The organism is Alsobacter metallidurans, assembly GCF_014636935.1.
GTDB lineage: Bacteria > Pseudomonadota > Alphaproteobacteria > Rhizobiales > Beijerinckiaceae > Alsobacter > Alsobacter metallidurans.
Genome location: NZ_BMES01000002.1, coordinates 166,192 through 190,479 on the forward strand (window position 1 = coordinate 166,192; position 24,288 = coordinate 190,479).

Here is a 24,288-nt window from a genome sequence, read left to right on the forward strand (position 1 = left end):
CATGCAGGACGGGATGGCGAAGAACGTGCGCAGGCTCGGCCAGCTCGACATTCCGGGCGGCGGGCAGGTCGTGATGGACGGCAAGGGATACGCATATGTGGGCCACATGAAGCCGCCCTACGGGACGAGCATCATCGACGTCTCCAACCCTTCCGACCCCCGCATCGTCTCGCAAATCCGGCTCGACGACGACCGCTCCCATACACACAAGGTGCGGGTCGCGGGCGACATCATGATCACCAATGTGGAGCAGAACGAGCGGCACCCGAAACGCCGCGCCGCCCGCTTGCGCGCACTGGAGCAGCGCTGGCTCGCGGAGCGAGGCGCGCCGGCTTCCGACGCGGAGCTTGCAGCCGAACTCAGGCTTAAGCCCGAGAGCCTGCCGGCGCTGCGCAAGATCGAACCGCAGCCCTACCATGACGGCGGCTTCAAGATCTGGGACATCTCGAACCGAGCCCAGCCCCGGTTCCTGGCCTATCAGCGCACCTTCGGGTTCGGCGTCCATCGCTTCGATATGGACGAGAACTACGCCTACATCTCCACCGAGATGGAGGGATATCGCGGCAATATCCTCGTCATCTACGACATCCGGAATCCGGAGCGCCCCGCGGAGGTGTCACGCTGGTGGATGCCGGGCCAGCATGAGGCGGGTGGCGAGACGCCGTTCTGGCGCGGCGAGAGCAACCGCCTTCACCACGCCATGCGGGCCGGCGACGAGCTCTGGGCGGCGGTCTGGTATGCGGGCGTGCGCCGGATCGACATCTCGGACATCCGCAATCCCCGGACGGTGGCCGAGTTCAACTACCATCCGCCAACCCCGGAGCCGACCCACACGATCCTGCCGGCGCTGACGCCGATCGGGGGACGGCGGATCGCCGTGGGGGTGGACGAGGAGCATGATCACACGCCCGGCCAGCCGCACGCACATTTGTGGATCTTCGACGTGTCGGACGGCGAATTCAGGCCAATTTCGACGTTCCACGTCTCCGAACTGGACAGCCCCTATGCGCGGGAGGGGCGCTTTGGCGCGCACCAGTTTCAGGAGCATATCGACGGCACGTTGCTGTTCTGCGCGTGGTTCTCCGGCGGCCTGCGGGTCGTGGACATCGCCAATCCGGAGGAACCGCGCGAGGTGGGGCATTTCATCCCGGAGCCCCGAGCCGGACAGAGCAGCCCCCAGACCAACGACGTCGACGTGGACGCCAGCGGCGTGGTGACGCTGATCGACCGCAACCAGGGCTTCGACGTGCTGGCGTATGAGGGTTGAGCGGAGGGGCGGCGGCGGCCGCCTCACTCCTCTTCGGCGCGGCCGAGCAGGTTTCGCCCGACGCTGGTGAGATGCGCCCGCATGGCCTGGCCGGCGCGCGCGACGTCGCGATCCTCGATGGCGGCCACAATGGCCTCGTGTTCGGCGAAGCTGTGGTGGTCCTCGCTCGGGCGCTGAGGCGAGGCGCGCAGCCGGCCCCAGTTCACGGCCTGGCGCACTGCGCTGAGCGTATCCAGCAGGCTGAGCAGCAGCGTGTTCTGCGTCGCCGCGCCGATCACGCGGTGCAGACGGGTGTCGAAGCTCTCATATTGACGCCAGGTCTGGGCCTGCCGGCACTTGCGCAGCAGGCTGTGCATCTCTGAAATCTGCGCCGGCGTCGCGTTCAGAGCTGCAAGGCGGGCGATTTCGGGCTCGATGGCGAGGCGGGTCCGCATGACCTCGGCCGGATTGGTGAGGCGAGCCATGCTGGCGACATCGGCGGCCGGATCGGCCGGCCGGGCGCCCAGGAAGGTGCCCTTGCCGACATGGCGCCAGAGTTGGCCCTCAGCCTCGAGCTTGGCGAGCGCCTTGCGCAGCTCGGCGCGCGTGACGCCCAGCGCCTGCGCCATCTCGCGCTCGGGAGGCACGCGGCCATCATCGAGCGTGTCGGCCTGTGTGAGAAAGGCCCGGATGCGCGGCAACACGTCGGACGGGCGGGCCTCTGAAGGGGCCCGTTTCGCGCCGGCATCGTCCATGTCCTCGGCGACGCTCATCTGGTCTCTCTTTTCGTGTATCCGGCGCTGTGAACCTGCCGGATCAGATCCCAAGCCCGCGTAGCTGTTTTTCGGGATACCGGGTTCCCGCCGCCGCCCCTGGCGGGAAGGCGGCGTTCAACGCCGAAAGCTCGTTTTCGTCAAGCCCGAGCTCGATGGCGTCGACATTCTGCCGCAACCACGTGCGCCGCTTGGTGCCCGGAATCGGGATGATGTCGTCGCCCTGGGCGAGCAACCAGGCCAGCGCGACCTGCGCGGGTTGGCGGCCGCGCCGCGCCGCGACCTGCTCGATCGGGCCGAGCAGCGCCAGGTTCTGCTCGAAATTGCCGTCCTGGAACCGCGGATGGGCGTGGCGCCGGTCAGTCGGGATGAGGTCGTCGCGGGACCGGAAGGAGCCGGTGAGAAAGCCCCGACCAAGCGGGCTGTAGGCCACCAGGGCGATTCCGAGCTCCCGCAGGCACGGCAGGATCTCGCGCTCGGCGTCGCGGGTCCACAGCGAGTATTCCATCTGAACGGCCGCGAGCGGGTGCGTCGCATGGGCCCGCCGGATGGTGTCGACGCCGGCTTCGCAGAGGCCGATTTGCCGGACCTTGCCGCTCTCCACCAGCCGCGCCATGGCCCCGACGGTGTCCTCGATCGGCACGGCGGGATCGATCCGGTGCTGGTAGTAGAGGTCGATCACGTCGGTGTTGAGCCGGCGCAGGCTGGCGTCGCACGCCACTGCGACGTATTCGGGCCTGCCGTTCACGCCGCCGCGCTCGCCGTTCGGGCCGCGGATATTGCCGAACTTGCTCGCGATCATCGCCTCGCCCCGACGCCGGCCCAGCGCCGCGCCGAGAAGCTCCTCGTTGCGGCCGGCCCCATAAGCGTCGGAGGTGTCGAACAGCGTGACGCCGAGATCGAGCGCAAGCCCAATGGTGGCCGTCGACTCGGCGTCGTCTGGCGTGCCGTAGTCCGAGGTCATGCCGGAACAGCCGAGCCCGATCGCCGATACGGCGGGGCCGGACAGGCCGAGGCGTCGCGTGAGCATCGGGCTTCCTCCTGCGTAATCTGATCATCAAACCAATGTCAGCCAAGTGCAACCAATTTCTCTTTTGTAGACTTTGGTTGACAGGGGGAGGGTGACGGGAAATGATCTCGTCAAAATCAATAAGCCTCGCGGGGAGTGAAGCCGCCCATGAGCGTCGCCGATCATGCCGGACAGGGACAGGACGGCTCCGCCTCGCGGGGCCAACTCGCCGCTATCCCGACCCTGAAGGGCGGCGGGCGGCGCGGGCTGAGGCTCGAACATGTCGTCATGGTGCTTGGCGTGGCGCTGCTCGCCATCTTGGTGGTGCTACCGCTCGCGACGCTGATGAAGAGCAGCATCTGGGGCGAGGACAGCCCGACGCTGGAGCACTTCCGCGAGGCGCTGGAGGGCCGGCTCTATCTGACCGCGCTCTGGAATTCGCTCGTGCTGGGCTTCTGGACCGGGCTGTTCAGCGTTGTGATCGGGGTTCCGCTCGCCTGGGCGGTGAGCCGCACCGACGTGCCCGGCAAGAAGCTGATCAAATTCACGGCCAGCGTCGCTTATCTGTCCCCGCCGTTTCTGGTCGCCATCGCGTATGTGAACCTGTTCAGCCCCAATGCGGGGCTCGTGAACGTGTTTTTCCGCGACGTCGCCGGAATGCCGTTCCTGACCGTCAACGTGTTCACGATGACCGGCCTGGTGCTCGTCACTGTGCTGCACACGTTTCCGTTCGTGTACCTGCTCGCCTCCAGCGCCTTGCAGTCGGTGGACGCTTCCTATGAGGAAGCGGCGCAGATCCTGGGTGCGGGCAAGTTCCGCACCGCGCTGCTGATCACCGCCCCGCTGGTCGCGCCCGCGATCCTCTCCGGCGTACTGCTGGCCTTCGTCAACGCCATCGCGCTGTTTGGATCGCAAGCCATCATCGGCCTGCCCGGTCGCATCGTGACGCTTCCGACGCGGATCTACTCGCTGTTCGACTATCCCCCGCAATACGGCTTGGCGTCGGCGCTTTCCCTGATGTTCGTGCTGATCACCGTTGCGGCGCTCTTTTTCCAGCGAAGCTATCTCGCGAAGCGGTCCTTCGTGACGCTGGGCGGCAAGGGCTCGCGGCCGCAACTGATCACGCTCGGGCCGCTGCGCTGGGCCGTGCTGGGCTTTTGCATCGTCATCTTCATCCTGGCGGTGGTGCTGCCCTATGGCACGCTGCTGGCCGTGTCGTTCTCCAAGTCCTGGGGCCTGAACTTCTGGAAGGGCCTGACGCTCGCGAATTACCGGTTCGTGCTGTTCGAATACGACATCACCCGCCGCGCGATCATGAACAGCCTGCTGCTTGCTGTGCTGGCGTCAACCATCGCGGTGCTGCTGGGCTCGGTGATCAGCTGGATCGACCTGCGCACCAAGGTTCCGGGCCGCCGCCTGCTCGACTACATCGCGCTGGTCCCGCTCGGGCTGCCCGGCATCGTGATGGCTGTGGCGCTGATCCAGTTCTGGCTGGCGCTGCCCTTCGCGCTCTATGGCACCCTGGGCATTCTGCTGCTGGCCTATGTGGGGCGCTACATCCCGCTCGGGGTCCGGGCCGCCAATACAGCCTTGCGGCAGATCGATCCGTCGCTGGAAGAAAGCGCCCGCATTCTTGGCGCCGGGTGGGGCGTGACCATGCGCGAGATCACGCTGCCGCTGATGGGCCCGGGCCTGTTCGCCGGCTGGCTGCTGGTGTTCGTGCCCGTCGTGCAGGAGCTCAGCGCATCGATCCTGCTGTTCAGCTCGAGCTCCATCACGCTCGCGGTGGCGATCTACAACCTCTACGAGACCGGGTACACGGAGCCCGTTTCGGCTCTCGCCCTTGTCAACATGATCATCATCGGAGCGGCGATCTGGCTGGCCAGCCGGGTTGGGCAGGGGCGCTTCGGCGCCCGCAGCGAAGCCGCCGCGCAAGGTGCGTGACAGCAACGCCCGGCCTGCGGCCGGGCCTCGGGAGCCGAGCATGGCAGGGATTACCATCCGCAACTTGACGAAGAGCTACACGGGCGACGCCGCCGCGGCGGCGCTGACCGACTTGTCGCTCGACATCGCCGACAACCAGTTCGTGACGCTGCTGGGTCCGAGCGGCTGCGGCAAGACCACCACGCTGCGCGCCATCGCGGGCTACATCACGCCCGATCGCGGCACGATCCACGTCGACGGGCGGCTGGTGTCGTCGCCGGGGTCCGTTGTCCCGCCCGACTCGCGCGGCATGGGCATGGTGTTCCAGAACTACGCCGTGTGGCCCCACAAGACGGTGTTCGAGAACGTCGTCTTCGGTCTCAAGATCCGCAAGATGTCGACCGCGGACGCCCGCGACCGGGTCGCGCGGGCGCTGGACCTCGTCAACATGACCGGGCTCGAGGGGCGCTACCCCAACGAGCTCAGCGGCGGCCAGCAGCAGCGCGTGGCGCTCGCCCGCAGCCTCGTGGTCGAGCCCGAGATCCTGTTGCTGGACGAACCGCTGTCGAACCTCGACGCCAAGCTGCGGGAGCGCATGCGCGTGGAGCTGAAGCAACTGCAGCGGCGCACCGGCATCACGTTCATTTACGTTACACACGATCAGGCCGAGGCGCTGGCGCTCTCCGACCAGATTGCCGTGATGCACGGGGGCAAGCTGCAGCAGTTCGGCACGCCCTTCGAGGTCTACGCCAAGCCGTCCAACAGGGTCGTGGCGGATTTCATGGGGCTGGTGAACATCGTCCCGGCGCAGCTCGACGCCGTGGCGGGCGGTCGGGGTCACATTGCGGGGCCGCACCTGGCGCTCGAACTCCCGGTGCCCGACTGGGCGAAGGCCGGTGATGACATCGAACTCGCAATCCGTCCCGAAAACATCGAGATCAATACCCGGGGCGCGGACTCTGCCGCCGCGGTCGCAACCGTCACCGAGCGGACGTTTCTCGGCAACATCAACGAATATTACGCGACCCTGAACTCCGGGCAGGTGCTGCGGGTGCAGACCCATCCGCTGCAGCAGTTCGCCGTGGGAGACACGGTTGCGGTCACCATCGACGCGAGCCAGTGCAGCATCTTCATGCGCGCCGGCGCGCCCGCCTCAACATCTCGCGTGCAGGGATAAGTCATGGCCATCGAAGAGACCGTCGCCGGAGTGGAGCACTGGACCAAGAAGGGCGACGTGAACCTGTTCCTCTGGGAGAAACGCGCGGTGACGCCGGGTGCGCCCCGGGGCACCGTGCTGTTTGTCCACGGTTCATCGATGGCGTCGCAGCCCACATTCGACCTGAAGGTTGAGGGTCGCCCGGACTCCTCCGTGATGGACTGGTTCGCCAAGCAGGGCTTCGACACGTGGTGCGTCGACATGGAGGGCTATGGCCGGTCCGACAAGAACCGCCCGATCAACTCGGATATCGCCAACGGAGCCGACGACCTTGGCGCAGCCAGCGACTACATCCTGAAGACCCGCAACTGCGGCCCAATGCTGGTCTACGGCATCTCGTCCGGCGCGTTGCGTGCCGCGGCTTTCGCAGAGCGGCATCCGGACCGGGTCAAGCGGCTTGCCCTGGACGCGTTCGTGTGGACCGGGGAGGGGGCCCCGACCTTGGTCGAGCGGCGCAAGAAATTGCCGGAGTTCCAGGCCAAGAACCGGCGGCCGATCGACAGGGCCTTCGTCCACAGCATCTTCAACCGCGATCATCCGGACACGGCCGAGCCGAAGGTCGTGGAGGCGTTCGCGGACGCGATTTTGTCTCTGGACGACAGCGTGCCGACCGGCACCTATGTGGACATGTGCTCGCGGCTGCCGGTGGTCGACCCCGAGAAGATCACGGTTCCGACCATCGTGATGCGCGGCGAGTTCGACGGCATCGCCGGCATGGACGACCTGTTGGCCTTCTTCAAGAAACTGCCGAACGCCGACAAGTGCTTTTCGGTGATGGCCGGCATCTCGCACGCGTCGTTCCAGCAGAAAAACTACCTGATGGCCTACCAGATCCTGTTCAACTTCTTCACCCAGCCCGAACCCGTTTACCGGGGCGATCATCACTGACTGCCACCGCCTGAGCGCCTCGAAGAAGGGCGCCGCCGCCGACAAGGGAGGATGCCGTGACCCGTTCAAGCCGTAGATCCGTGCTCGCAGGCGCCGTTGCGCTGAGCCTCGCCATGATGGCGCCCGCCGCTTACGCGGCCGACGTCGACATGGCGGCCGCCAAGAAGGAAGGCAAGGTCGTCTGGTACACGTCGACGCCGATCGAGACGGCGCAGAAGATCGCCAACCTGTTCGAAGCCAAGCATGGCATCAAGGTGGAGCTGTTTCGCTCGGGCGGATCAGCCATCCTGCGCCGGTTCCAGCAGGAGATGCAGGCGGGTCGCATCGCGTGCGACGTGCTGACCACGTCGGATCCGGCTGCGTCCGAGCAGTTCGCCCGCAAGGGCGTGTTCGTGGCGTTCAAGCCCACCGACTTCGACAAGGTGCCCAAGGAGGCGCGCAACGAGGACGGCTACTTCGTGGCCCAGCGCCTCAACATGATGACGATCTACATGCGCTCGGACAAGGTTGCGCCGGCCGACCAGCCGAAGACCTGGGCGCAGTTGGTCGATCCCAAATACAAGGGCAAGCTGGTCACGACCGACCCGTCCTTCACGTCGCTCCAGCTTTCCGTGATCGGCATGATGTCGAAGAAGCTGGGCTGGGATTATTTCGAGAAGCTCCGCCAGAACGACATCATGATCGTGCAGGGCAACCAGCAGGTCTCCGACAACATCAAGCGGGCGGAGCGCGTGATCGCGGTGGGAGCCAGCGATTCCTACGCGGCTGACGACCGCAAGGATGGGCATCCCATCCTGACCGTGTATCCCGAGGACGGCACCTTCATGATCCCGTCCCCGACCGCGGTGGTGAAGGGTTCACCGAACCCGAACGCCGCAAAGGCCTTCGCCGACTTCATGTTGACGATGGAGGTGCAGAGCCTGTTTCCGGGCGACGGCGGCTACGCGGCGCGTCTCGACGTGCCGGCCCCTGACGGCAGCCCGCCTCTCTCGAGCCTGAAGATCTCGGCGGTCGACTATGATTTCATCGAGAAGGAAGGCCAGCGGATCAAGAAGAAGTTCACCGAGGTCTTCCAGTAGGAGCTGAGCACATGTCCATGACGACGCGTCGCCTCGGGACCCTCGAGGTCTCCGCCATCGGGCTCGGCTGCATGAGCATGACGCCGATCTATGGGGCGCCGGATGAAGGCGAGGCCATCGCAACGCTGCACCGGGCCGCCGAGCTCGGTGTGACGCTCGTCGATAGCTCGGATGCCTACGCTTTCGGCAAGAACGAGGAGCTGGTGGGCCGCGCGATAAAAGGGCGGCGCGACCGCTACGTCGTCGCGACGAAGTTCGGCAATGTTCGCCATCCAGACGGCAAGCAGGAGGTCGTGGGTCGGCCGGACTACGTGCCGCAGGCCTGCGAGGCGAGCCTGAAGCGTCTGGGGGTCGACGTCATCGACCTCTACTACATCCACCGCATCGACACCTCGGTGCCGATCGAGGAGACCGTTGGCGCGATGGCGCGCCTTGTCGAGCAGGGCAAGGTGCGCCACCTCGGCATCTCGGAAGCCGCCCCGCAGACGCTGCGGCGCGCCCACGCGACCCACCCCATGGCGGCGCTCCAGACCGAGTACTCGCTCTGGACGCGCGACGTGGAAAGCGAGCTGCTTCCGATTTGCATGGAGCTTGGCATCGGCTTCGTCGCCTATAGCCCGCTGGGGAGGGGCTTCCTCACCGGGACGGTTCCGACGCTCGACGTGCTTGGGCCGACTGACCGGCGCCGCGACATGCCGCGCTTTCAGGGTGACAACATCGGCCACAACCTGCAGCTCGTGAATAAGCTGCAGGAGCTTGCGCGGAACGAGAACTGCACGCCGGCCCAACTGGCCATCGCCTGGCTGCTCTCCCGGCGTCCCCTCGTGGTTCCTCTACCGGGCACGAAACAGCGCCGCTGGCTGGAGGAAAACGTCAAGGCCGTTGCGTTGGCGCCCTCAGCCGAAACGCTCGCCGCCCTGGACTCGGCGTTTCCGGCGGGAGCCGCAAAGGGAACCCGGTACCCGGAGCCGCAAATGAAGCGGGTTGGCCTCTGATTCCCCGATGATGTGCTATGCAGCATCGCTATACCGCAGTGCAGCATTCTGCGGTATAGGCCTCCGTCTCACGGCCAAGCGCCGTGCGCGGAGATTGGACGATGACGTTTTACACCCTGCATCGCCGCAGCGAGCTGCGCAGCGATTTCGTCGCCCGCCTGCTCGCGGGCCTGCGCGCTGCCTCCGCCAGGTTCGCCAAGGGCTCGCCCGAGCCTTCGCCGACGCCAGCGGCGCACGACCTCGGCTCGCTGCAAGCCTTTGCGATGATGCTAAGGAACTAAAACCTCACCGGCCGGCCGCAGCCGGTATCGATACTCCCACCGCGCCCAAAATGAAGCCGGCGCGCCCGCCGCGTCGGCGCTCATCGGCTTCGTCTTGGACGTCCCGGGGGCCATCAGCTGAGTTCGCGTCCGGAAATCGTTTGATTTCGGAGTGCGCGTGATGGCGAGCAAGCGTCCCGCGACGGGCGAAGGCGCATTCGAGGGGCCCGAACACGCGGAACTGCCGCCATGCGCCGGAGGCCTCGGCCCGCTGCGGCTGAAGTGCGAAGGCAGCTTCTTTGTTGGCATGGGGGCGCGGACGGTCGATGCTCCGTATTACGGACGTACCGGGCTGGCCGGCCCCGGCGAAATCTCCGTCGGGCAGATGTATGTGCATTACCGCTGCCCGGAGGTCGCCACACGCCCGCCGATCGTTCTCATCCACGGTTCGAACCACACCGGCGCAACCTTCGAGACGACGCCGGATGGCCGGGAAGGTTGGGCGACCCTGTTCGTGCGGCTGGGGCATCCGGTCTATGTCGTGGACCAGGTCGGCCGCGGTCGCTCAGGCTTCGATCCGACGCCCTTGAACGAAGCGATCGATCAGCGCGATCTGTCGCTCACGCACAAAGCGCCGCTATACGCCCGTGCAGGCGCATGGGTGAACTTCCGTTTCGGGCCTCGATATCCTGAACCCTTCCCAAACACTCAGTTTCCGCTCGATCATCTCGACCACTACATGGCTCAGCTCGTGCCCAATGCGGAAGAACTCGCGGCAGGCCGCTCGGGCGAGGCCACCATCGACGCATTGGTCAGTTTGCTCGAGCGTGTTGGACCCGCTGTCCTGATCACACACTCCCAGGCCGGACTTTATGGGTTAGAGGTGGCGAGGCGCTGTCGGGATGGCGTTCTGGCGCTGGTCAGTATCGAGGGTGGCTGCGCTCCGATCGATGAGGCGACGGCAACAGCGATGCGGGAGATCCCCTTTCTCTCCCTTTGGGGCGACAACAGCAGCGGCGCGGCTGGCGCAAATGGCGACGCCCGCCGCAACGACGCGCAAAATCTCGCGTTCACACTCGCCGCGGCGGGAGGCGACGCGACGCACAATGTTCTTCCTGACCACGGCGTGTTCGGCAACACGCACATGTTGATGATGGACCGAAACAACAGCGACCTCGCCGACTTCCTGTCCGCCTGGATAGTGCGGGCGACCTGACATTCGGTCGAGTCGCTGATCTATTCACGTCCGTTTCTCACGACGCTCCCGCGCGTGATTCGAAACTCTCGATCCGTTTTGAAAACGACAAGCGATTTCGGCAGGCCGATGCGAAAACGCCAACCGCGGCCGTGCCGCTCGAAGGGTGTGTCCCACTCATATGGCAAAACGGGGCGCGGGACTCCCACCCAAATCTGAAAGCGCAGGATTTTGGTTGTTACTAGCCGGAAATTGGCTGGGGGACCTGGATTCGAACCAAGATTAACGGAGTCAGAGTCCGCTGTTCTACCGTTGAACTATCCCCCAACGGGCTTCGCCGGAGAGCGCGGGGCGCGGTGGCGAGCGGCGTGTGAATAGCCGAGGGGGAGGGGGTTGGCAACCCCTACGGCGGCGAAATGGGCGGCGATTTCCGGGCGGCTGGATCTAGACGCTGGCGAAGCGGTCGAGATCGGCCGCGAGGCGCTTGGCGAGTTGCGCCGCAGGGGGGCTCATCTGGCGGGCGGCCGGCGTGAGGAGGCCGATGCGCAGCTGGTTGACGCCGGGCGACGTGAACGGGCGCCACACCAGGTCGCCGTGCTCGATCTCGTGCAGGAAGCCGAGGCGGGTGAAGAACGCGATTCCCATGTTCAGCATCACGCAGAGCTTCAGCATCTGGATCGAGTTCGACAGCACCTTGGGGGCGATCGAGGCGCGGAATGCGATGTAGTCGGGATCCGCCTCGGCCGCTCGGGGCAGGGGGCCGGGCTGGGTGAAGATGTTGAAGGGCCGGGTTTCCTCAAACTCGATTTGCAGCCGGTTCGCGAGCGGGTGGTCGGGCCGCATCACGACGCCGATGGGCGCCGCAACCTCGGCGAGAAAGCGCACGGTCGGGGGAATTTGGGCGGTTACGAAGGTGAAGCCCATGTCGGCGTCACCGGCCGCCACCGCCTGCGGGATGTCGGCGGGCTGCAGCGCCAGCGCCGAATAGCTCACGGCCGGGAAATCAGCCCGAAACCGCACCAGCGCGCGGGGCAGGAAATCCACGAGCAGCGAATCCAGCGCCGCCACCGAGACATGGCCCGAGCGCGCCTCGCGCAGGTCGTCGATGTCGGCGCGCAGGCGGTCGAAATCGTGCAGCGTGCTGGTGACGTGCCGCAGCAGCAACTCGCCCGCCACCGTGAGCCGCATTCCGCCCGGCAGGCGATCGAACAGCGGCGTGCCGAGCTCGTCCTCAAGCTTCAGGATCTGCCGGTTCAGCGCGCTGGCGGCGACGTTGAGCGAAATCGCGGCCTTGCGGATCGAGCCGACGCGGGTGACTTCACGAAAATAAAACAGCGCTGCGGCGTGCACGACGGTCCCGATGGCGTCTGCGCCGACCTGGCGCGCGGGCTCAGTGTAGCGGGACCTGCGACGGGCGCGCTACAGCATGTCGAGCGGCCGTTTGCGGCGCGGGGGCGGATAATCGCGGTCCAGCGCCGCGCAATCCTCCGCGTCGAGCTCGAGGTCGGCCGCGGCCCGGTTCTGGCGAACGTGCTCCAGCGTTCCGGCCTTGGGGATCGCGATCACGTCGTCGCGGCGCAGCACCCAGGCGAGCGCCACCTGGTAGGGCTTCACGCCGTGCTTGCGGGCGACGGATTGCAGCGCGCCGGTCTGGGGCAGCGAGCCCTGCTCGATCGGGCTGTACGCCATGGTGGGAATGCGCTTCTCGGCCAGACGCGGCATGAGCTCGAATTCCGGCCCGCGCCGCACGAGATTGTAGAGGATCTGGTTGGTCTGGCAGCGCGCGCCGCCCGCCTCCATCAGCTCCTCCATGTCCGACGTGTCGAAGTTGCTGACGCCCCAGCCGCGGATCTTGCCGGCGGCCTGGAGGTCCTCGAACCCCGCGATCGTCTCCTCGAGCGGAACGTCGCCGGGCCAGTGCAGCAGATACAGGTCGAGATAGTCGGTGTTGAGCCGTTTCAAGCTATTTTCGCATGCCCGCGCCATGGCCTTGCGGCCGGCGTTTTGCGGGTAAACCTTGCTGACCAGGAACACGTCCTTACGCACGCCCTGGAGCGCCTGCGAGAGCAACTGCTCGGTCCGGCCCTCGCCATACATCTCGGCCGTGTCGACCAGCGTCATGCCGAGCTCCACGCCGAGCTGGACTGACTCGATCTCCGAGCGCCGCCGTTCGGGCTTCTCGCCCATCCGCCAGGTGCCCATGCCAAGGCTCGGAACCGTTGTTCCGTCCGGGAGCACGAGAGTGCGGATCATCGAGACCTCCGATCGTGAACGCGCCGCCGCCGCGAGCACGTGAAACTGAAACGGGTCAACTCCAACCGTCCGCCAAAGTTGCCCGATTCCGCGCCCGAGAAGCGAAGCGATGTTCCGCTATCCCGGATTTCGATGAGGCCGAGCGCTTGTGTCGGATCTATGGACGCGCGCGGCCAAGTCCAAGTCTCCGGACTGGATATGCCCGTCGAAATTGCGGGCGGGACGGAACGACACCGCGGCTCTCCGGTTTGCAGACGCACAGCAATGGAGGCCTTCTCATGAGCGACATCGCGCAGTCTTTTTCCAGCGACACGAGCGCACCCACCAATGTGGGCGGGGCGGAGCGGGCGCTGTCCACCATCGGCGGCGCGCTGATCGTCATCGACGGATTGCGCAGCGGCAGCACCTGGGGCGCGTTGCGGGCGCTGGTGGGAGCGGTTCTGATAGCCCGCGGCGTCGGCGGCCACTGCCCCGCCTATGCGGCGCTCGGCATGAACACCGCCGAGGACGATACGCAGGCGAAGCGCCTCGGCGGACAGATCTGAGGGCGCTATGAGCTTTTTTATGACGAGCCCGTTGTTCACCAACGGGCAGGCGATCCCCGCACGGTTCACCCGCAACGGGGAAAACATCTCGCCGCCGCTGGTCATCCAGGGCGCGCCCGAGGGCACGCGCAGCTTCGCGCTGCTCGTGGAGGACTCGGACGCCGAGGGGTTCGTCCATTGGGCGGCATTCGATTTCACCGCCGAGCACCTGCTTGAGGGAGCCGGTGCGATCGAGCCGCAGATGCGGCCGCCCGGCCTCAAGCATGCGCTGAACGGCTTCGGCCGCGCGGCCTATGACGGCCCGCAGCCGCCCGGCGAGGACAGCGTACACAACTATTACTTTCGCCTTTTGGCGCTGCCGGTTGAAACGCTGGGATCCGCGGAGGGCTGCGACGCCAGGGAGATGTGGCGCGAGGCGCGGGCCAAGCGGTTGGCGGAGGTCGATCTGATCGGCCTCTACATGGGCACGCCGCTCTAGAAGCCTGCGATTTCGTCGTATTTCGGCGTCCGCAGGCATGGACGAACGCCGATGACCCTGTAATCTCGCTTCGACGCCGGCAAAAAGGCGCGAAGCGAAGAACAGGGAGTTGAAGATGACGGAGTTTTCCCGGCGCGGTCTGGCGCGCCTGGCCGCGGGGCTGTCGATCGTGGCGATCGGCGCCACCGCCGCGCTCGCGCAGGGCCCGACCTTCTTCCGCATCGGCACCGGCGGCACCGCCGGCACCTATTATCCGGTGGGCGGCATGATCGCCAACGCGGTATCCAGCCCGCCGAACCTGATCCTCACCGCGCAGGCGTCCAACGGCTCCGTCGCCAACATCAACGGCGTCGTGAGCGGCCAGCTTGAATCGGGCTTTACGCAAGCGGACGTCGCCGCCTGGGCCTATACGGGCACGGGGCTGTTCGAGGGCAAGCCCAAGGCCGAGGACCTGCGCCTCATCGCCAATCTGTACCCTGAGAGCATCCACTTCGTGGCCGCCAAGAGCGCCAACGTGAAGTCGATCGCCGACCTCAAGGGCAAGCGCGTTTCGCTGGACGAGCCGGGCTCCGGCACGCTGGTTGACGCCCGCATCATCCTCAAGGCGTTCGGCCTGACCGAAGCCGACATCAAGCCCGAATACGTGAAGCCGAACCAGGCCGCCGACAAGATGCGCGACGGCTCGCTGGACGCCTTCGTGTTCGTGGGCGGCTACCCGACCAGCGCCATCGCGGAGCTCGCCGCCACGGGCGGCGGCGTCGACATCATCCCGATCATGGGGCCGCAGGTCGACGAGTTGCGCAAGCAGTACAGCTTCTTCGCCGAGGACGAGATTCCGGCCGGGACCTACAAGGGCGCGGACGCCGCCAAGACGCTGGCGGTCGGCGCGCAGTGGGTCACCTCCGCCAAGGTGTCGGCCGACACCGTTTACGCGATCACCAAGGCGCTCTGGGCCGACAAGACCCGCGCGGCGCTCGACGCCGGCCACGCGAAGGGAAAGATGATCCGCAAGGAAACGGCGCTGGCCGGCGCGGGCGTGCCGCTGCATCCGGGCGCCGAGAAGTTCTACAAGGAAGTCGGGCTGATCAAGTAAGCTCGTCTGAAGGCGGCACGAAGCCAGCCGTCCTGCCCGGGCTCGTCCCGGGCGGGACGCTCGAGAGATCGTGCATCGCCGCTACGGTTTGGCGGCCGACAATCTGCAATCCCCCATCGCGGCAAGAGGATCTGCCTTGACGACCCAAGCCATGAGCAGCCATCCCGCCGTTCTTGAAGACGATCCGCTGAAGCTCGAGGAGAAGTTCGACCCGGAAATCCATTTCCGGCCGCTGCTGCCCGCCACTGCGGTTCTCGTGGCGGGGCTGCTCTTCACGCTGTCCTGCTTCCACTACTACACGGCGGGCTTTGGCCTGCTGGCCGAGACGACGCACCGCGGCGTCCACATGGCCTTCGTGATCGGGCTCATTTTCCTGGTCTTCGCCGCCCGGGGTAGGGACCAGGACCGCATCGCCCCGCATGCGTGGTTCCGGCCCGGCGGTATCCTGCTGATCGACTGGGCCCTGGCGCTCGCGGCCGCGGCGGCAAGCCTCTACGTGCCGTGGATTTTCCACGACCTCGCGTTCCGGGTCGGCAACCCCACCACGATGGACGTCGTGATGGGCACGGTGCTGATCGTCGTGCTGTTGGAGGCGACCCGCCGTTCGGTCGGCATCGCGCTGCCGCTGATTGCGGTCGGAATGATGATCTACGGCTATTTCGGCCCCACGATGCCGGGCATCTTCAAGCATCCGGGCGCGACCTGGAGCGGGCTTGTCAACCACCTCTATCTCACCAGCCAGGGCGTCTATGGCGTCGCGCTCGGCGTTGTGGCGACCTACGTGTTCCACTACGTCCTGTTCGGCGTGCTGGCGACGCGCATCGGCCTCGGCAAGCTCTTCATCGATCTCGCGTCCTGGCTGGCGGGCGGCTTCGCGGGCGGGCCAGCCAAGGTGGCGATCTTCGGCTCGGCGCTGTTTGGGATGATTTCCGGCTCCTCCATCGCCAACACCGTGACGGTGGGTTCGCTCACCATTCCGGCCATGATCCGGATGGGGTACCCCAAGCACTTTGCCGCGGCGGTGGAATCTACGGCCTCCACGGGCGGCCAGATCACGCCGCCCATCATGGGCGCGGCCGCGTTCCTGATGATCGAGTTCCTGGGCGTGAGCTACTCGACCATCATCCTGGCCGCGATCGTGCCGGCCTTCATGCATTTCTTCGGCGTGTTCTGCCAGGTCCACTTCGAGGCCAAGAAGAAGGGCATGCGCGGCCTGACACGCGAGGAGCTGCCCGACCCCGTCCAGACCATCCGCGAGGGCTGGCAGACCGTGATGCCGCTCGCCGTGCTGCTGCTGGTGCTGTTCAGCGGCTACACGCCATACCTGGCGGCGTTCTGGGGCATCACCGCCTGCATGATCGTGGGCGTCGGCCGCTCGCCGCTGATCACGCTCGGCAGCTTCGCCGCCATCGTGGCCGCCACGGCGGCCGGGCTGCTCACCAAGTGGATCTTCATCGGCCCGATGGCGGCCGCCGTCGCGGCGCTGCTCGTCTGGTCCTGGCTGAACGGCCCGGAGCGGCGCGCCCGCGTGGCCGACATCGGCGACGCCTTCGTGGTCGGGGCCAAATACGCCATCTCGGTCGGCGCGGCCTCCGCCACGGTCGGCGTCATCGTGGGCGTGATCACGCTCACGGGCGTCGGCTTCAAGATCTCCTGGATGGTCACCCAGATGGCGGGGCAGATGGGCGACGCCGTGCTGTCCGTGCTGCCCGCCGGCCTGTTCACCCCGCAGGGCGCGACGCTGTTCTTCACCCTGGTGCTGACCGCGATCGTCTGTATCCTGCTCGGCTGCGGCGTACCCACCACGGCGACCTACATCATCATGGTGACGGTGGCCGCGCCGACGCTTGGCATGCTGGGCGTGGCGCCGATCGTGGCGCATTTCTTCGTGTTCTACTATGGCGTGCTCGCCGACGTAACGCCGCCGGTCGCGCTCGCCGCCTACGCGGGCGCGAGCATGGCGGGGGCGGACCCGTTCAAGACCGGCAACACGGCATTCCGGCTGGCGCTCGGCAAGGCGCTGGTGCCGTTCGTGTTCGTGTACGGCCCCGCGATGCTGATCGTCACGCAGGGTTTCACCTGGACGGATTTCGCCATCACGACCTTCGGCTGCATGGCCGGCATCGTGATGCTCTCGGCGGCGTTCAGCGCCTATATGTTCGCGCCGCTGCGCGGCTGGGAGCGCATCCTGCTCGTGGCCGCCGCCATGCCGACGGTGGCCCCGGGCCTGCCCTCCACGCTGGTCGGCCTCGCGATGGCGAGCCCGGTGCTGCTGCTGCAGTTGCGCAAGCGCTCGACCGCCGCCGCCGCGGTAGCCGCCTAGCGGCGCAGAACGAGAACGTTGCCGGCCAGCACCAGCACGAGCCCCATGGCGGCCGGCAGCGTCCAGACATAGCCCTCGAACACGGTCGAGATCGCCAACGCGAAGACCGGGAACATCACCGTGGAGTAGCCGGCCCGGGCAGCGCCGATGCGGCCGAGCAGGGTAAGGTAGGCCGCGAACGCGACCACGGACGCCACCACGGCGAGCCAGACGAGGCCGCCCAGATAGGGCAGGGTCCACTCGATCACGAAGGCGTCGCCCTTGATCCAGGCGAAGAGCCCCAGCGCGGCCGAGCCGTAGAGCATGCCCCAGGCCGAGGCCGGTATCACGGCCACGCCCTGCCGCTGCACCCAGCTCGACAGCATGTTGCCCGAGCAGAAGAACAGGGTGCCCAGGATGCAAAGGCCAAAGCCGATCTGCGCCGACGCGCCGAAATCGGCGCTGAGCAGCCGCGGCGCGAACATCAGGAACACGCCGCCGAGCCCGAGCGCGGCCCCGGCCGCCACCCGCGGCTCGATGCGCTGGCCCAGGATCGGCCAGGCGAGCAGCATGTTGAACAGCGACGCGGTGGAGAACACCACGGCGAGCAGGCCGGAGGGCGTGGAAAGCCCGCCATAGTAGAAACTCAGGAAGTTGCAGCCGAACAGCAAGAGCCCGAGCCCGGCGAAGCGCACATGCATGGCGGCCGGATAGGCGAGGCGCGCGCCGCTGGCCCGGGCCCAGACGAACATGATCGCGCTCGCCAAGGCGAAGCGCCACATCACGGACACTTCCGGGCTGACGACGCCAAGCTGGTAGCGGATCGCGATCCAGCTCGTCGACCAGGCGAACACGACGGCCGCGTAGAGGCCGAGATCGAAGCGCGACAGGGCCAGCCGCGTTCGGGGCTGGGCTGCGGGAGGCGGCGCGGAAGCGCCAAGCGGGGCGGCGGTGGTCGGAGCTGAACTCATGGCGGCGCAATCTATCGGCGCCGGGGCGCGCTGACTAAGCATAGCTTCTGATGCGTCCCATGCGCGCCCGTGATGCAGGCGCGCCTCAGGCGGAATCGGGTTGCGGCGTGTGCCGGGATGGGGTGTGCTCGCCCGCCATGGACGAGCTATCCGATCTCCCCCAGGACGAAGAGCTGCAGCAGCCGGACCCGGTCGAAGCCGCGTTGAGGCCCGTCGCCACACTCACGGCCACGCAGGCGCGCCGGATCGCGCTCGCCGCCCAGGGTTTCGCGCGACCGCGGCCCGACGAGGCCACGCGCACGCATTTCGACGCCATGACGGCCCGGCTCGGCCTGTTGCAGATCGATTCGGTGAACGTGCTCGCGCGCGCCCATCACATGCCGGCCTATTCGCGGCTGGGCCCCTACGACGTCGGGATGCTGGACCAGGCCGCCTATGGCGGGCGGCGTCGCAAGCTGTTCGAATATTGGGGCCACGAGGCCTCGCTGATCCGCTGCGAGCACCAGCCCTTGCTGCGGTGGCGCATGGCCAGGGCCGAGCGCGGGGAGGGGACCTACACGGGCATCGCCCGCTACGGCCGGGAGCATCCCGACGCCGTGAAGGCCGTGTTGCGCGAGGTTGAAAAGCGAGGCAGACTCGCCGCACGCGACCTCGGCGAAGAGCGGGGCGCCGGAACGTGGTGGGGATGGAGCGACACCAAGCGGGCGCTGGAGTGGCTGTTCTGGGCCGGCCTGGTCACCACCGCGACGCGGCGCGGCAATTTCGAGCGCGTCTACGATCTCACCGAGCGCGTTCTGCCGCGCAAGGCGCTGGACGCGCCGACGCCGAGCGAGCCGGACGCGCATCGCGAACTCCTGCGCATCGCCGCCCGGGCGCTCGGCGTCGCGACCTCGCAGGACCTGCGGGACTATTTCCGCCTTGGCCCGTCAGCCTCCGCACGCCTTCCCGAACTGGTCGAGGAAGGCGCGCTGCTGCCGGTCGCCGTGAAGGGCTGGAAACAGCCGGCCTATCTTTCATCCGACGCCCGCAAACCGCGCGCCGTGGCCGCGCAGGCCGTCGTTTCGCCGTTCGATCCGCTGCTCTGGCACCGAAGCCGCACCGAGCGGCTGTTCGGCGTCCGTTACCGCATCGAGATCTACACGCCCGCGCACAAGCGCGAGCACGGCTACTACGTGCTTCCCTTTCTGCTCGGCGACCGCATCGTCGGCAGGTTCGACCTCAAGGCCGATCGGGCCGCCAAGCGCCTCATCGTGCAATCCGCCCACCTGGAGGCGGGCCAGCAACCCGGCCCCGTCGCGGAAGCGGCCGCCGACGAGCTCCACCGGCTGGCCGCCTGGCTCGGGCTGTCCACCATCGAGGTAAAGCCCAAGGGCGACCTTGCAGCCCACATCGCGCTCTGACCGGATTGCAACTTTCCCCAACCGGCCTCGTTGGACGGCGAACAGGAGGCTGCATGAACGCGCTTCTCGGCGCTTCGGTGATCCCGTTCGAGGACCTGCTCTGGCGGCTCGGCGCGGCCGCGCTGTTCGGCATGCTGCTCGGGATCGACCGCGAAATCCGCGGCAAGTCCGCGGGCATCCGCACGCACATGCTGGTGGCGCTCAGCTCCGCGACCACCATGCTGATCGCGCTCGAGCTGTTCGAGGAGTTGTCCGGCGCGGGCAAGAGCCCGGATCCGACCCGCGCCATCCAAGGCCTCGCCCAGGCGATCGGCTTCATCTGCGCCGGCGTGATCTTCGTGGCCCGCGGCAATGTCCGGGGCCTCACCACGGCGGCCAGCCTGTGGATGACGAGCTCGGTCGGCATGGCGGCGGGCGCGGGCATGAACCGCATCGCGGTGACGGCCGTGGTGCTGGCTCTGCTGATCCTCACGGTGCTCTGGGTCGTCACGCGGGCCTTCGAACCCTGGCGAAAAGCTGACGGCGGCGACCGGGACGACTGATCCGCGCCCTTGACCGACGCAGCGACGGCTTGTCTCTTTGCGGACATCGGATCGCAAGGGGGCGCGGATGACGGAGCGGACGGCCACGGTGGGCGAGGAGCCCCGCGGCGAACTCACGGTGCGCACCATCGCGATGCCGAGCGACACCAACGCCAATGGCGACATCTTCGGCGGCTGGGTGATGTCACAGATGGACCAGGCCGGCGGCATCGCGGGCGTGGAGCGCGCTCAGGGGCGGGTCGTCACCGTCGCGGTGGAAGCTATGACGTTCATCCGTCCGGTGGCGGTCGGCGATGTGCTGTGCGTCTACACGGCGGTGGACAGCGTCGGCCGCACGTCCATGAAGATCCACATCGAGGCCTGGGCGCGGCGCTTCCAGACGCGCGTACGCGAAAAGGTGACGGACGCGACCTTCACCTTCGTGGCCATCGACGACGACGGCAAGCCGCGCACGGTGCCGCCCGTCTGATCAGTAAGGCAGCCCGACATAGTTCTCCGCCAGCGCGGTCCGGGCGGCGCGGGAGCCTTCCAGATAGATGAATTCCGCCTCCTGCATGCGCCGGTCAAAGGAGTTCTGGTCGGCGAAGCGATGCAGCAGCGAGGTCATCCACCAGGAAAAGCGCTCGGCCTTCCAGATGCGGGCCAGCGCACGCGCCGAGTAGCCGTCGAGGCCGGCGCTCGAGCGTTCGCCATAGTGCTCGGCGAACCCCTGTGCGAGATAATGCACGTCGCTGGCCGCAAGGTTCAGGCCCTTCGCCCCGGTCGGCGGGACGATATGCGCCGCGTCGCCGGCCAGAAACAGCCGCCCGAAGCGCAGGGGCTCGGCCACGAAGCTGCGCAGCGGGGCGATGGACTTCTCGATTGATGGCCCGGTCACCACATGCGCGGCCGCCTCCGGATCGAGCCGGGCCCGCAATTCGTCCCAGAACCGCTCGTCCGACCACGCGGACAGGTCTTCATCCGCGCCGCACTGGACGTAGTAGCGGCTTCGCGTGGGAGAACGCATGGAGCAGAGCGCGAAGCCCCGGTCATGCCCGGCATAGATCAGTTCGTGCGAGCAGGGCGGCACGTCCGCCAGCACGCCGAGCCAGCCGAACGGGTAGACGCGTTCAAACGTCTGCAGGCTCCCCTCCGGCAAGCTCGCCCGGCTCGGGCCGTGAAAGCCGTCGCAGCCCGCGATGAAATCGCATGCGAGCTCCTGCGCCCGCCCGCTTTCCGTCCAGGTGACGCGCGGGCACGCGCCGTCGAAATCGTGCAACGCGACGTCGTCGGCCTCGTAGATTGTCACAAGGCCCGCGGCCTCCCGCGCCGCCATGAGATCGCGCGTCACCTCCGTCTGGCCATAGACGGTGACCACCTTGCCGACGAGGTCCTTCAGGTCGATCCGCAAGCGCCGGTTCGCGAAGCCCAGCGCGAACCCCTCATGCGACAGCCCTTCGGCCCGCAGGCGCGCATCCACGCCGGCTTCGGCGAGCAGGTTCACGGTGCCCTGTTCCAGCACGCCGGCGCGGATGCGCGACAGCACGTAGTCCTTTGACTTGCGCTCCAGGATGACCGTTTCGACGCCCGCCTTGTGCAGCAGCTGCCCCAGCAAGAGCCCGGCCGGGCCTGAGCCGATGATCGCGACCTGTGTGCGCATGGTTGTCCTTGCCTCGACGCATGGCGCCGGCGGATGGCTCAATTCTCGGCAAAGTGCAGCCCGTCGCGTCGCCGCGCAAGGGATCAGCCTGCCAACTCCCCCCGATACGGTGAACGAGCGCCCCTGGACGACAGCGGCGGAGCTTTTGGGCGGGTTCTCGCATTGCACGCGGGCGCGCTATGATGGCCGCCTTGTAAACCTGAGGAGTGCCGCTCGTGCCGCGCTATATCATCCTGGACAACGTCACCGGCTCCATCGTCGCCGATACGCTCGATCTGGACGGCGCCCCGCGCGAGGAGGATCCGCTGGAAGCGGTGAAGCGCTTCGACGGGCTGACCCTGGAAGACAAGCGCAGCTATGCGCTGGAGCATCCGACCGCCGCCCTGAACGAAGCCGTTGGCTACATCGTCTATGTCGCGCCGGACGACTATCCCAAGATCAAGGACGGCCAGGACCAGGACGTCATCGACGCGATGATCGCGGCCTGCGAGCCCGTGGCCTTCGTGGAAGTCCGGGAACTCTGACCTAACGCTGCAATCTCTCCAGCCTCATTGATCGCCCGCAATGCGCTCCGCTGCGATTGCGGCCAGCATCCTCCCCGGAAACCTGACCAAATGGGGAGGGCGCCATGGCGTTCAAGGATATTCTCGTGGAGTTGGCGGCCGGTCGTGGCGGCGACGCCACCCGGGCCTTCGCGCTGGGGCTGGGCGCGTCCACCCAGGCGCATGTCACCGGGGTCGCTCCGATCGGCGACATGGACGCCGGCTACCTCCTGGCCGAAGCCGGGGCGGTGATGCTCTCCCGGTCGCTCGCCGAATCAACCGAACGGGCCAATGCCCTGCGGTCGAGCTTCGAGGCCGACGCGGCCGCGGCCGGCGTGCGCGCCGAAAGCCTGAACCTGAAGCTTTCCGCCCAGCACGGCGACAGGGTGGCGGCTCAACTCGCCCGCCATTTCGACATGACGATCGTGAGCCAGCCCCAGGACGACAAGGCGCCGGACGAGCCCTCCATTCTGGAAGCCGCGCTGTTCGGCTCGGGCCGGCCCGTGCTGATCGTGCCGTATATCCACCGGGACCCGCCGCGGCTCGATCGCGCCGTGCTGGCGTGGGACGGCAGCCGCGAGGCGACGCTCGCTCTCGCCGGCGCGCTGCCGCTGCTGGTCAGGGCCGCGAAGGTCGAGATCGTGACGATCAACCGCGACAGGCACGTGGACTTCCCGGGCTTCAACATCGCCCGCCATTTGGCCCGGCACGGGGTCAACGCCGAGCTGAAGCGCGTGACGACCGAACTCGATGTCGGCAACGCGCTGCTGTCGCATGCAGTGGACACGCGCGCGGACCTCCTCGTGATGGGCGGCTACGCTCACTCCCGTTTCCGCGAGTTGGTGTTTGGCGGCGCGACCCGCACGGTGCTGGAAAGCATGACGCTGCCGGTCGTGATGGCGCACTGACCACCCTCCGGATTGCACCGGATTGCGGAAGCCGCCGATCAGGCGTTCCGTTCTCGTAAGGTCGCCATGTCGCTTCACGCCGCCAGCCAGCTTCGTCGTCCCGCCCGCAAAGGGTGGCGGGCGCTTGCGTCGTCGCCCGCCGCGATCGCCTGCGCGGCGATTGGCGGCCTGACGCTTCTCGCCTGGGCAGCCCTGCTTGGGGAGGCGCTGCGCGGCGGCGGCTTGCTCGACGCCTTCGTGGGCGCGATCTGCCGCCCCGTCGCGCTAGACGGTCTCGGCGTCTGGAGCGCGGCCGGATCCTTCGCGTGGTCCGCTGGCCTCTGGATGGCGATGGCGGTCGCCATGATGCTGCCAACCGCCGCGCCCTTGGCGCTGGCCTATGCGCAGATCGCCACAGATCGCCAAGCACAGGGGCGCGAGAGCCCATCGCCCGCCATCCTCGTCGCCGGTTATCTGAGCGTCTGGATATTGGTCGCGCTTGGCGCGGCGCTGCTCCAGACGGCCGTAGCCTGGGGGTGGCCACGGCTCGGCGTGCCGCCGCAGGCCGCCGGCGTTCTGGCTGGCTTCGCAATCGGCGCGGCGGGGCTCTATCAGTTCAGCGAACTCAAGCTGCGCTGCCTGGACTTTTGCCGCCTTCCCGCGGCGTGCCTGGACGGCAGGGTGACCCATCGCCGGGCGGACGTGTTCCGCCTCGGGCTGGAACAGGGCCGCGCGTGCCTCGGCTGTTGCGGCGCGACCATGGCGCTGATGCTGCTCGCCGGCGCGATGAACCTGCTCTGGATGAGCCTCCTCGCGCTCCTCAGCACGGTCGAGAAGCTGACCAGCGGCACGGCCGCGCCGCGCCTGATCGGCGTCGGGCTCGTGCTCGCCGGGCTCGCCGCCGCGGTCGGCGCCGTGGGCGTCGAGCCTCTCTGGCGCGCGCTGGCGGCCCGCTGACCAGCTCCCCCGGACCATACACAACCGTGCGCAACTCGCGGTAAGCTCTGGCCAGACCGCCCACGGTGATGTTTTATCCCGGCAGGTTCATTCCC

Annotated in this window: 24 protein-coding genes and 1 tRNA gene; 18 read left to right on the forward strand and 7 right to left on the reverse strand. The window is 67.4% G+C overall.

Annotated features, from left to right (window positions below; all coding sequences use genetic code 11):
- Nucleotide 1 precedes the first annotated feature (1 nt).
- On the forward strand, nt 2-1,267 hold the full coding sequence (locus IEV99_RS11140; RefSeq protein ID WP_188517869.1) for an LVIVD repeat-containing protein: 1,266 nt from the start codon (nt 2-4) through the stop codon (nt 1,265-1,267).
- Nucleotides 1,268-1,290: 23 nt separating this feature from the next.
- On the opposite strand, the gene IEV99_RS11145 is transcribed toward IEV99_RS11140, so the two are convergent.
- A complete protein-coding gene (locus IEV99_RS11145; RefSeq protein WP_371875787.1) occupies nt 1,291-2,019 on the reverse strand; it encodes a FadR/GntR family transcriptional regulator in 729 nt (242 codons plus the stop codon).
- A 43-nt stretch (nt 2,020-2,062) separates the two neighbouring features.
- On the reverse strand, nt 2,063-3,049 hold the full coding sequence (locus tag IEV99_RS11150; RefSeq protein ID WP_188517870.1) for an aldo/keto reductase: 987 nt from the start codon (nt 3,047-3,049) through the stop codon (nt 2,063-2,065).
- A 147-nt stretch (nt 3,050-3,196) separates the two neighbouring features.
- Here IEV99_RS11150 and IEV99_RS11155 point away from each other — a divergent pair, with 147 nt between their 5' ends.
- From IEV99_RS11155 to IEV99_RS11185, 7 genes are all read left to right on the forward strand, one after another.
- Complete coding sequence (locus IEV99_RS11155) at nt 3,197-4,972, forward strand: ABC transporter permease (RefSeq protein WP_188517871.1); 1,776 nt, start codon at nt 3,197-3,199, stop codon at nt 4,970-4,972.
- A gap of 40 nt (nt 4,973-5,012) precedes the next feature.
- Nucleotides 5,013-6,128, forward strand: coding sequence for an ABC transporter ATP-binding protein (locus tag IEV99_RS11160; RefSeq protein ID WP_188517872.1), 1,116 nt, complete (start codon nt 5,013-5,015; stop codon nt 6,126-6,128).
- Between the two features lie 3 nt (nt 6,129-6,131).
- A complete protein-coding gene (locus IEV99_RS11165) occupies nt 6,132-7,055 on the forward strand; it encodes an alpha/beta fold hydrolase (protein WP_188517873.1) in 924 nt (307 codons plus the stop codon).
- A gap of 56 nt (nt 7,056-7,111) precedes the next feature.
- Nucleotides 7,112-8,134, forward strand: a complete 1,023-nt coding sequence (locus IEV99_RS11170) for an ABC transporter substrate-binding protein (protein WP_188517874.1) — start codon at nt 7,112-7,114, stop codon at nt 8,132-8,134.
- 17 nt (nt 8,135-8,151) lie between these two features.
- Nucleotides 8,152-9,129 carry an aldo/keto reductase gene (locus IEV99_RS11175; RefSeq protein WP_188519624.1) on the forward strand — a complete coding sequence of 326 codons (978 nt, stop codon included), beginning with the start codon at nt 8,152-8,154 and terminating at the stop codon, nt 9,127-9,129.
- 101 nt (nt 9,130-9,230) lie between these two features.
- Nucleotides 9,231-9,410, forward strand: coding sequence for a hypothetical protein (locus IEV99_RS11180; RefSeq protein ID WP_188517875.1), 180 nt, complete (start codon nt 9,231-9,233; stop codon nt 9,408-9,410).
- Between the two features lie 160 nt (nt 9,411-9,570).
- On the forward strand, nt 9,571-10,605 hold the full coding sequence (locus IEV99_RS11185; protein ID WP_188517876.1) for an alpha/beta hydrolase family protein: 1,035 nt from the start codon (nt 9,571-9,573) through the stop codon (nt 10,603-10,605).
- Between the two features lie 232 nt (nt 10,606-10,837).
- Here IEV99_RS11185 and IEV99_RS11190 read toward each other — a convergent pair.
- The 3 genes from IEV99_RS11190 to IEV99_RS11200 all read right to left on the reverse strand — a co-directional run bounded on the left by IEV99_RS11190 (nt 10,838) and on the right by IEV99_RS11200 (nt 12,837).
- Nucleotides 10,838-10,911, reverse strand: a tRNA-Gln gene (locus tag IEV99_RS11190).
- A gap of 117 nt (nt 10,912-11,028) precedes the next feature.
- Nucleotides 11,029-11,934 (reverse strand): LysR family transcriptional regulator, encoded by a 906-nt coding sequence (locus IEV99_RS11195; protein WP_188517877.1) that lies wholly within the window; start codon nt 11,932-11,934, stop codon nt 11,029-11,031.
- Nucleotides 11,935-12,003: 69 nt separating this feature from the next.
- Complete coding sequence (locus IEV99_RS11200; RefSeq protein WP_188517878.1) at nt 12,004-12,837, reverse strand: aldo/keto reductase; 834 nt, start codon at nt 12,835-12,837, stop codon at nt 12,004-12,006.
- A gap of 278 nt (nt 12,838-13,115) precedes the next feature.
- Here IEV99_RS11200 and IEV99_RS11205 point away from each other — a divergent pair, with 278 nt between their 5' ends.
- The 4 genes from IEV99_RS11205 (at nt 13,116) to IEV99_RS11220 (ending at nt 17,276) form a co-directional block, all read left to right on the forward strand.
- The gene (locus IEV99_RS11205; RefSeq protein WP_188517879.1) at nt 13,116-13,382 is read left to right on the forward strand and encodes a YgaP family membrane protein; all 267 of its coding nucleotides are present in this window, start codon (nt 13,116-13,118) and stop codon (nt 13,380-13,382) included.
- A 19-nt stretch (nt 13,383-13,401) separates the two neighbouring features.
- Nucleotides 13,402-13,860 (forward strand): YbhB/YbcL family Raf kinase inhibitor-like protein, encoded by a 459-nt coding sequence (locus IEV99_RS11210; RefSeq protein WP_244643819.1) that lies wholly within the window; start codon nt 13,402-13,404, stop codon nt 13,858-13,860.
- Nucleotides 13,861-13,975: 115 nt separating this feature from the next.
- A complete protein-coding gene (locus IEV99_RS11215) occupies nt 13,976-14,953 on the forward strand; it encodes a TAXI family TRAP transporter solute-binding subunit (RefSeq protein WP_188517881.1) in 978 nt (325 codons plus the stop codon).
- 151 nt (nt 14,954-15,104) lie between these two features.
- Nucleotides 15,105-17,276 carry a TRAP transporter permease gene (locus IEV99_RS11220; protein ID WP_188517882.1) on the forward strand — a complete coding sequence of 724 codons (2,172 nt, stop codon included), beginning with the start codon at nt 15,105-15,107 and terminating at the stop codon, nt 17,274-17,276.
- On the opposite strand, the gene IEV99_RS11225 is transcribed toward IEV99_RS11220, so the two are convergent.
- Nucleotides 17,273-18,226, reverse strand: a complete 954-nt coding sequence (locus IEV99_RS11225) for a DMT family transporter (protein ID WP_188517883.1) — start codon at nt 18,224-18,226, stop codon at nt 17,273-17,275. The two genes, IEV99_RS11220 and IEV99_RS11225, sit on opposite strands and share 4 nt — an antisense overlap.
- Before the next feature lie 59 nt (nt 18,227-18,285).
- Here IEV99_RS11225 and IEV99_RS11230 point away from each other — a divergent pair, with 59 nt between their 5' ends.
- The 3 genes from IEV99_RS11230 (at nt 18,286) to IEV99_RS11240 (ending at nt 20,637) form a co-directional block, all read left to right on the forward strand.
- Nucleotides 18,286-19,626, forward strand: coding sequence for a winged helix-turn-helix domain-containing protein (locus tag IEV99_RS11230; protein WP_244643820.1), 1,341 nt, complete (start codon nt 18,286-18,288; stop codon nt 19,624-19,626).
- A 53-nt stretch (nt 19,627-19,679) separates the two neighbouring features.
- A complete protein-coding gene (locus IEV99_RS11235) occupies nt 19,680-20,168 on the forward strand; it encodes an MgtC/SapB family protein (protein ID WP_188517884.1) in 489 nt (162 codons plus the stop codon).
- A gap of 67 nt (nt 20,169-20,235) precedes the next feature.
- Nucleotides 20,236-20,637: an acyl-CoA thioesterase gene (locus IEV99_RS11240; protein WP_188517885.1), complete on the forward strand. Its 402-nt coding sequence runs from the start codon at nt 20,236-20,238 to the stop codon at nt 20,635-20,637.
- Here IEV99_RS11240 and pobA read toward each other — a convergent pair whose 3' ends face one another.
- A complete protein-coding gene (pobA, locus tag IEV99_RS11245) occupies nt 20,638-21,807 on the reverse strand; it encodes a 4-hydroxybenzoate 3-monooxygenase (RefSeq protein ID WP_188517886.1) in 1,170 nt (389 codons plus the stop codon).
- A gap of 215 nt (nt 21,808-22,022) precedes the next feature.
- Between pobA and IEV99_RS11250 the strand changes: the two genes are divergently transcribed.
- The 3 genes from IEV99_RS11250 to IEV99_RS11260 all read left to right on the forward strand — a co-directional run bounded on the left by IEV99_RS11250 (nt 22,023) and on the right by IEV99_RS11260 (nt 24,193).
- A complete protein-coding gene (locus tag IEV99_RS11250; protein ID WP_188517887.1) occupies nt 22,023-22,331 on the forward strand; it encodes a hypothetical protein in 309 nt (102 codons plus the stop codon).
- A gap of 104 nt (nt 22,332-22,435) precedes the next feature.
- Nucleotides 22,436-23,257, forward strand: a complete 822-nt coding sequence (locus tag IEV99_RS11255) for a universal stress protein (RefSeq protein WP_188517888.1) — start codon at nt 22,436-22,438, stop codon at nt 23,255-23,257.
- A gap of 66 nt (nt 23,258-23,323) precedes the next feature.
- Nucleotides 23,324-24,193, forward strand: a complete 870-nt coding sequence (locus IEV99_RS11260) for a DUF2182 domain-containing protein (protein ID WP_188517889.1) — start codon at nt 23,324-23,326, stop codon at nt 24,191-24,193.
- The last annotated feature ends 95 nt before the right edge of the window (nt 24,194-24,288 follow it).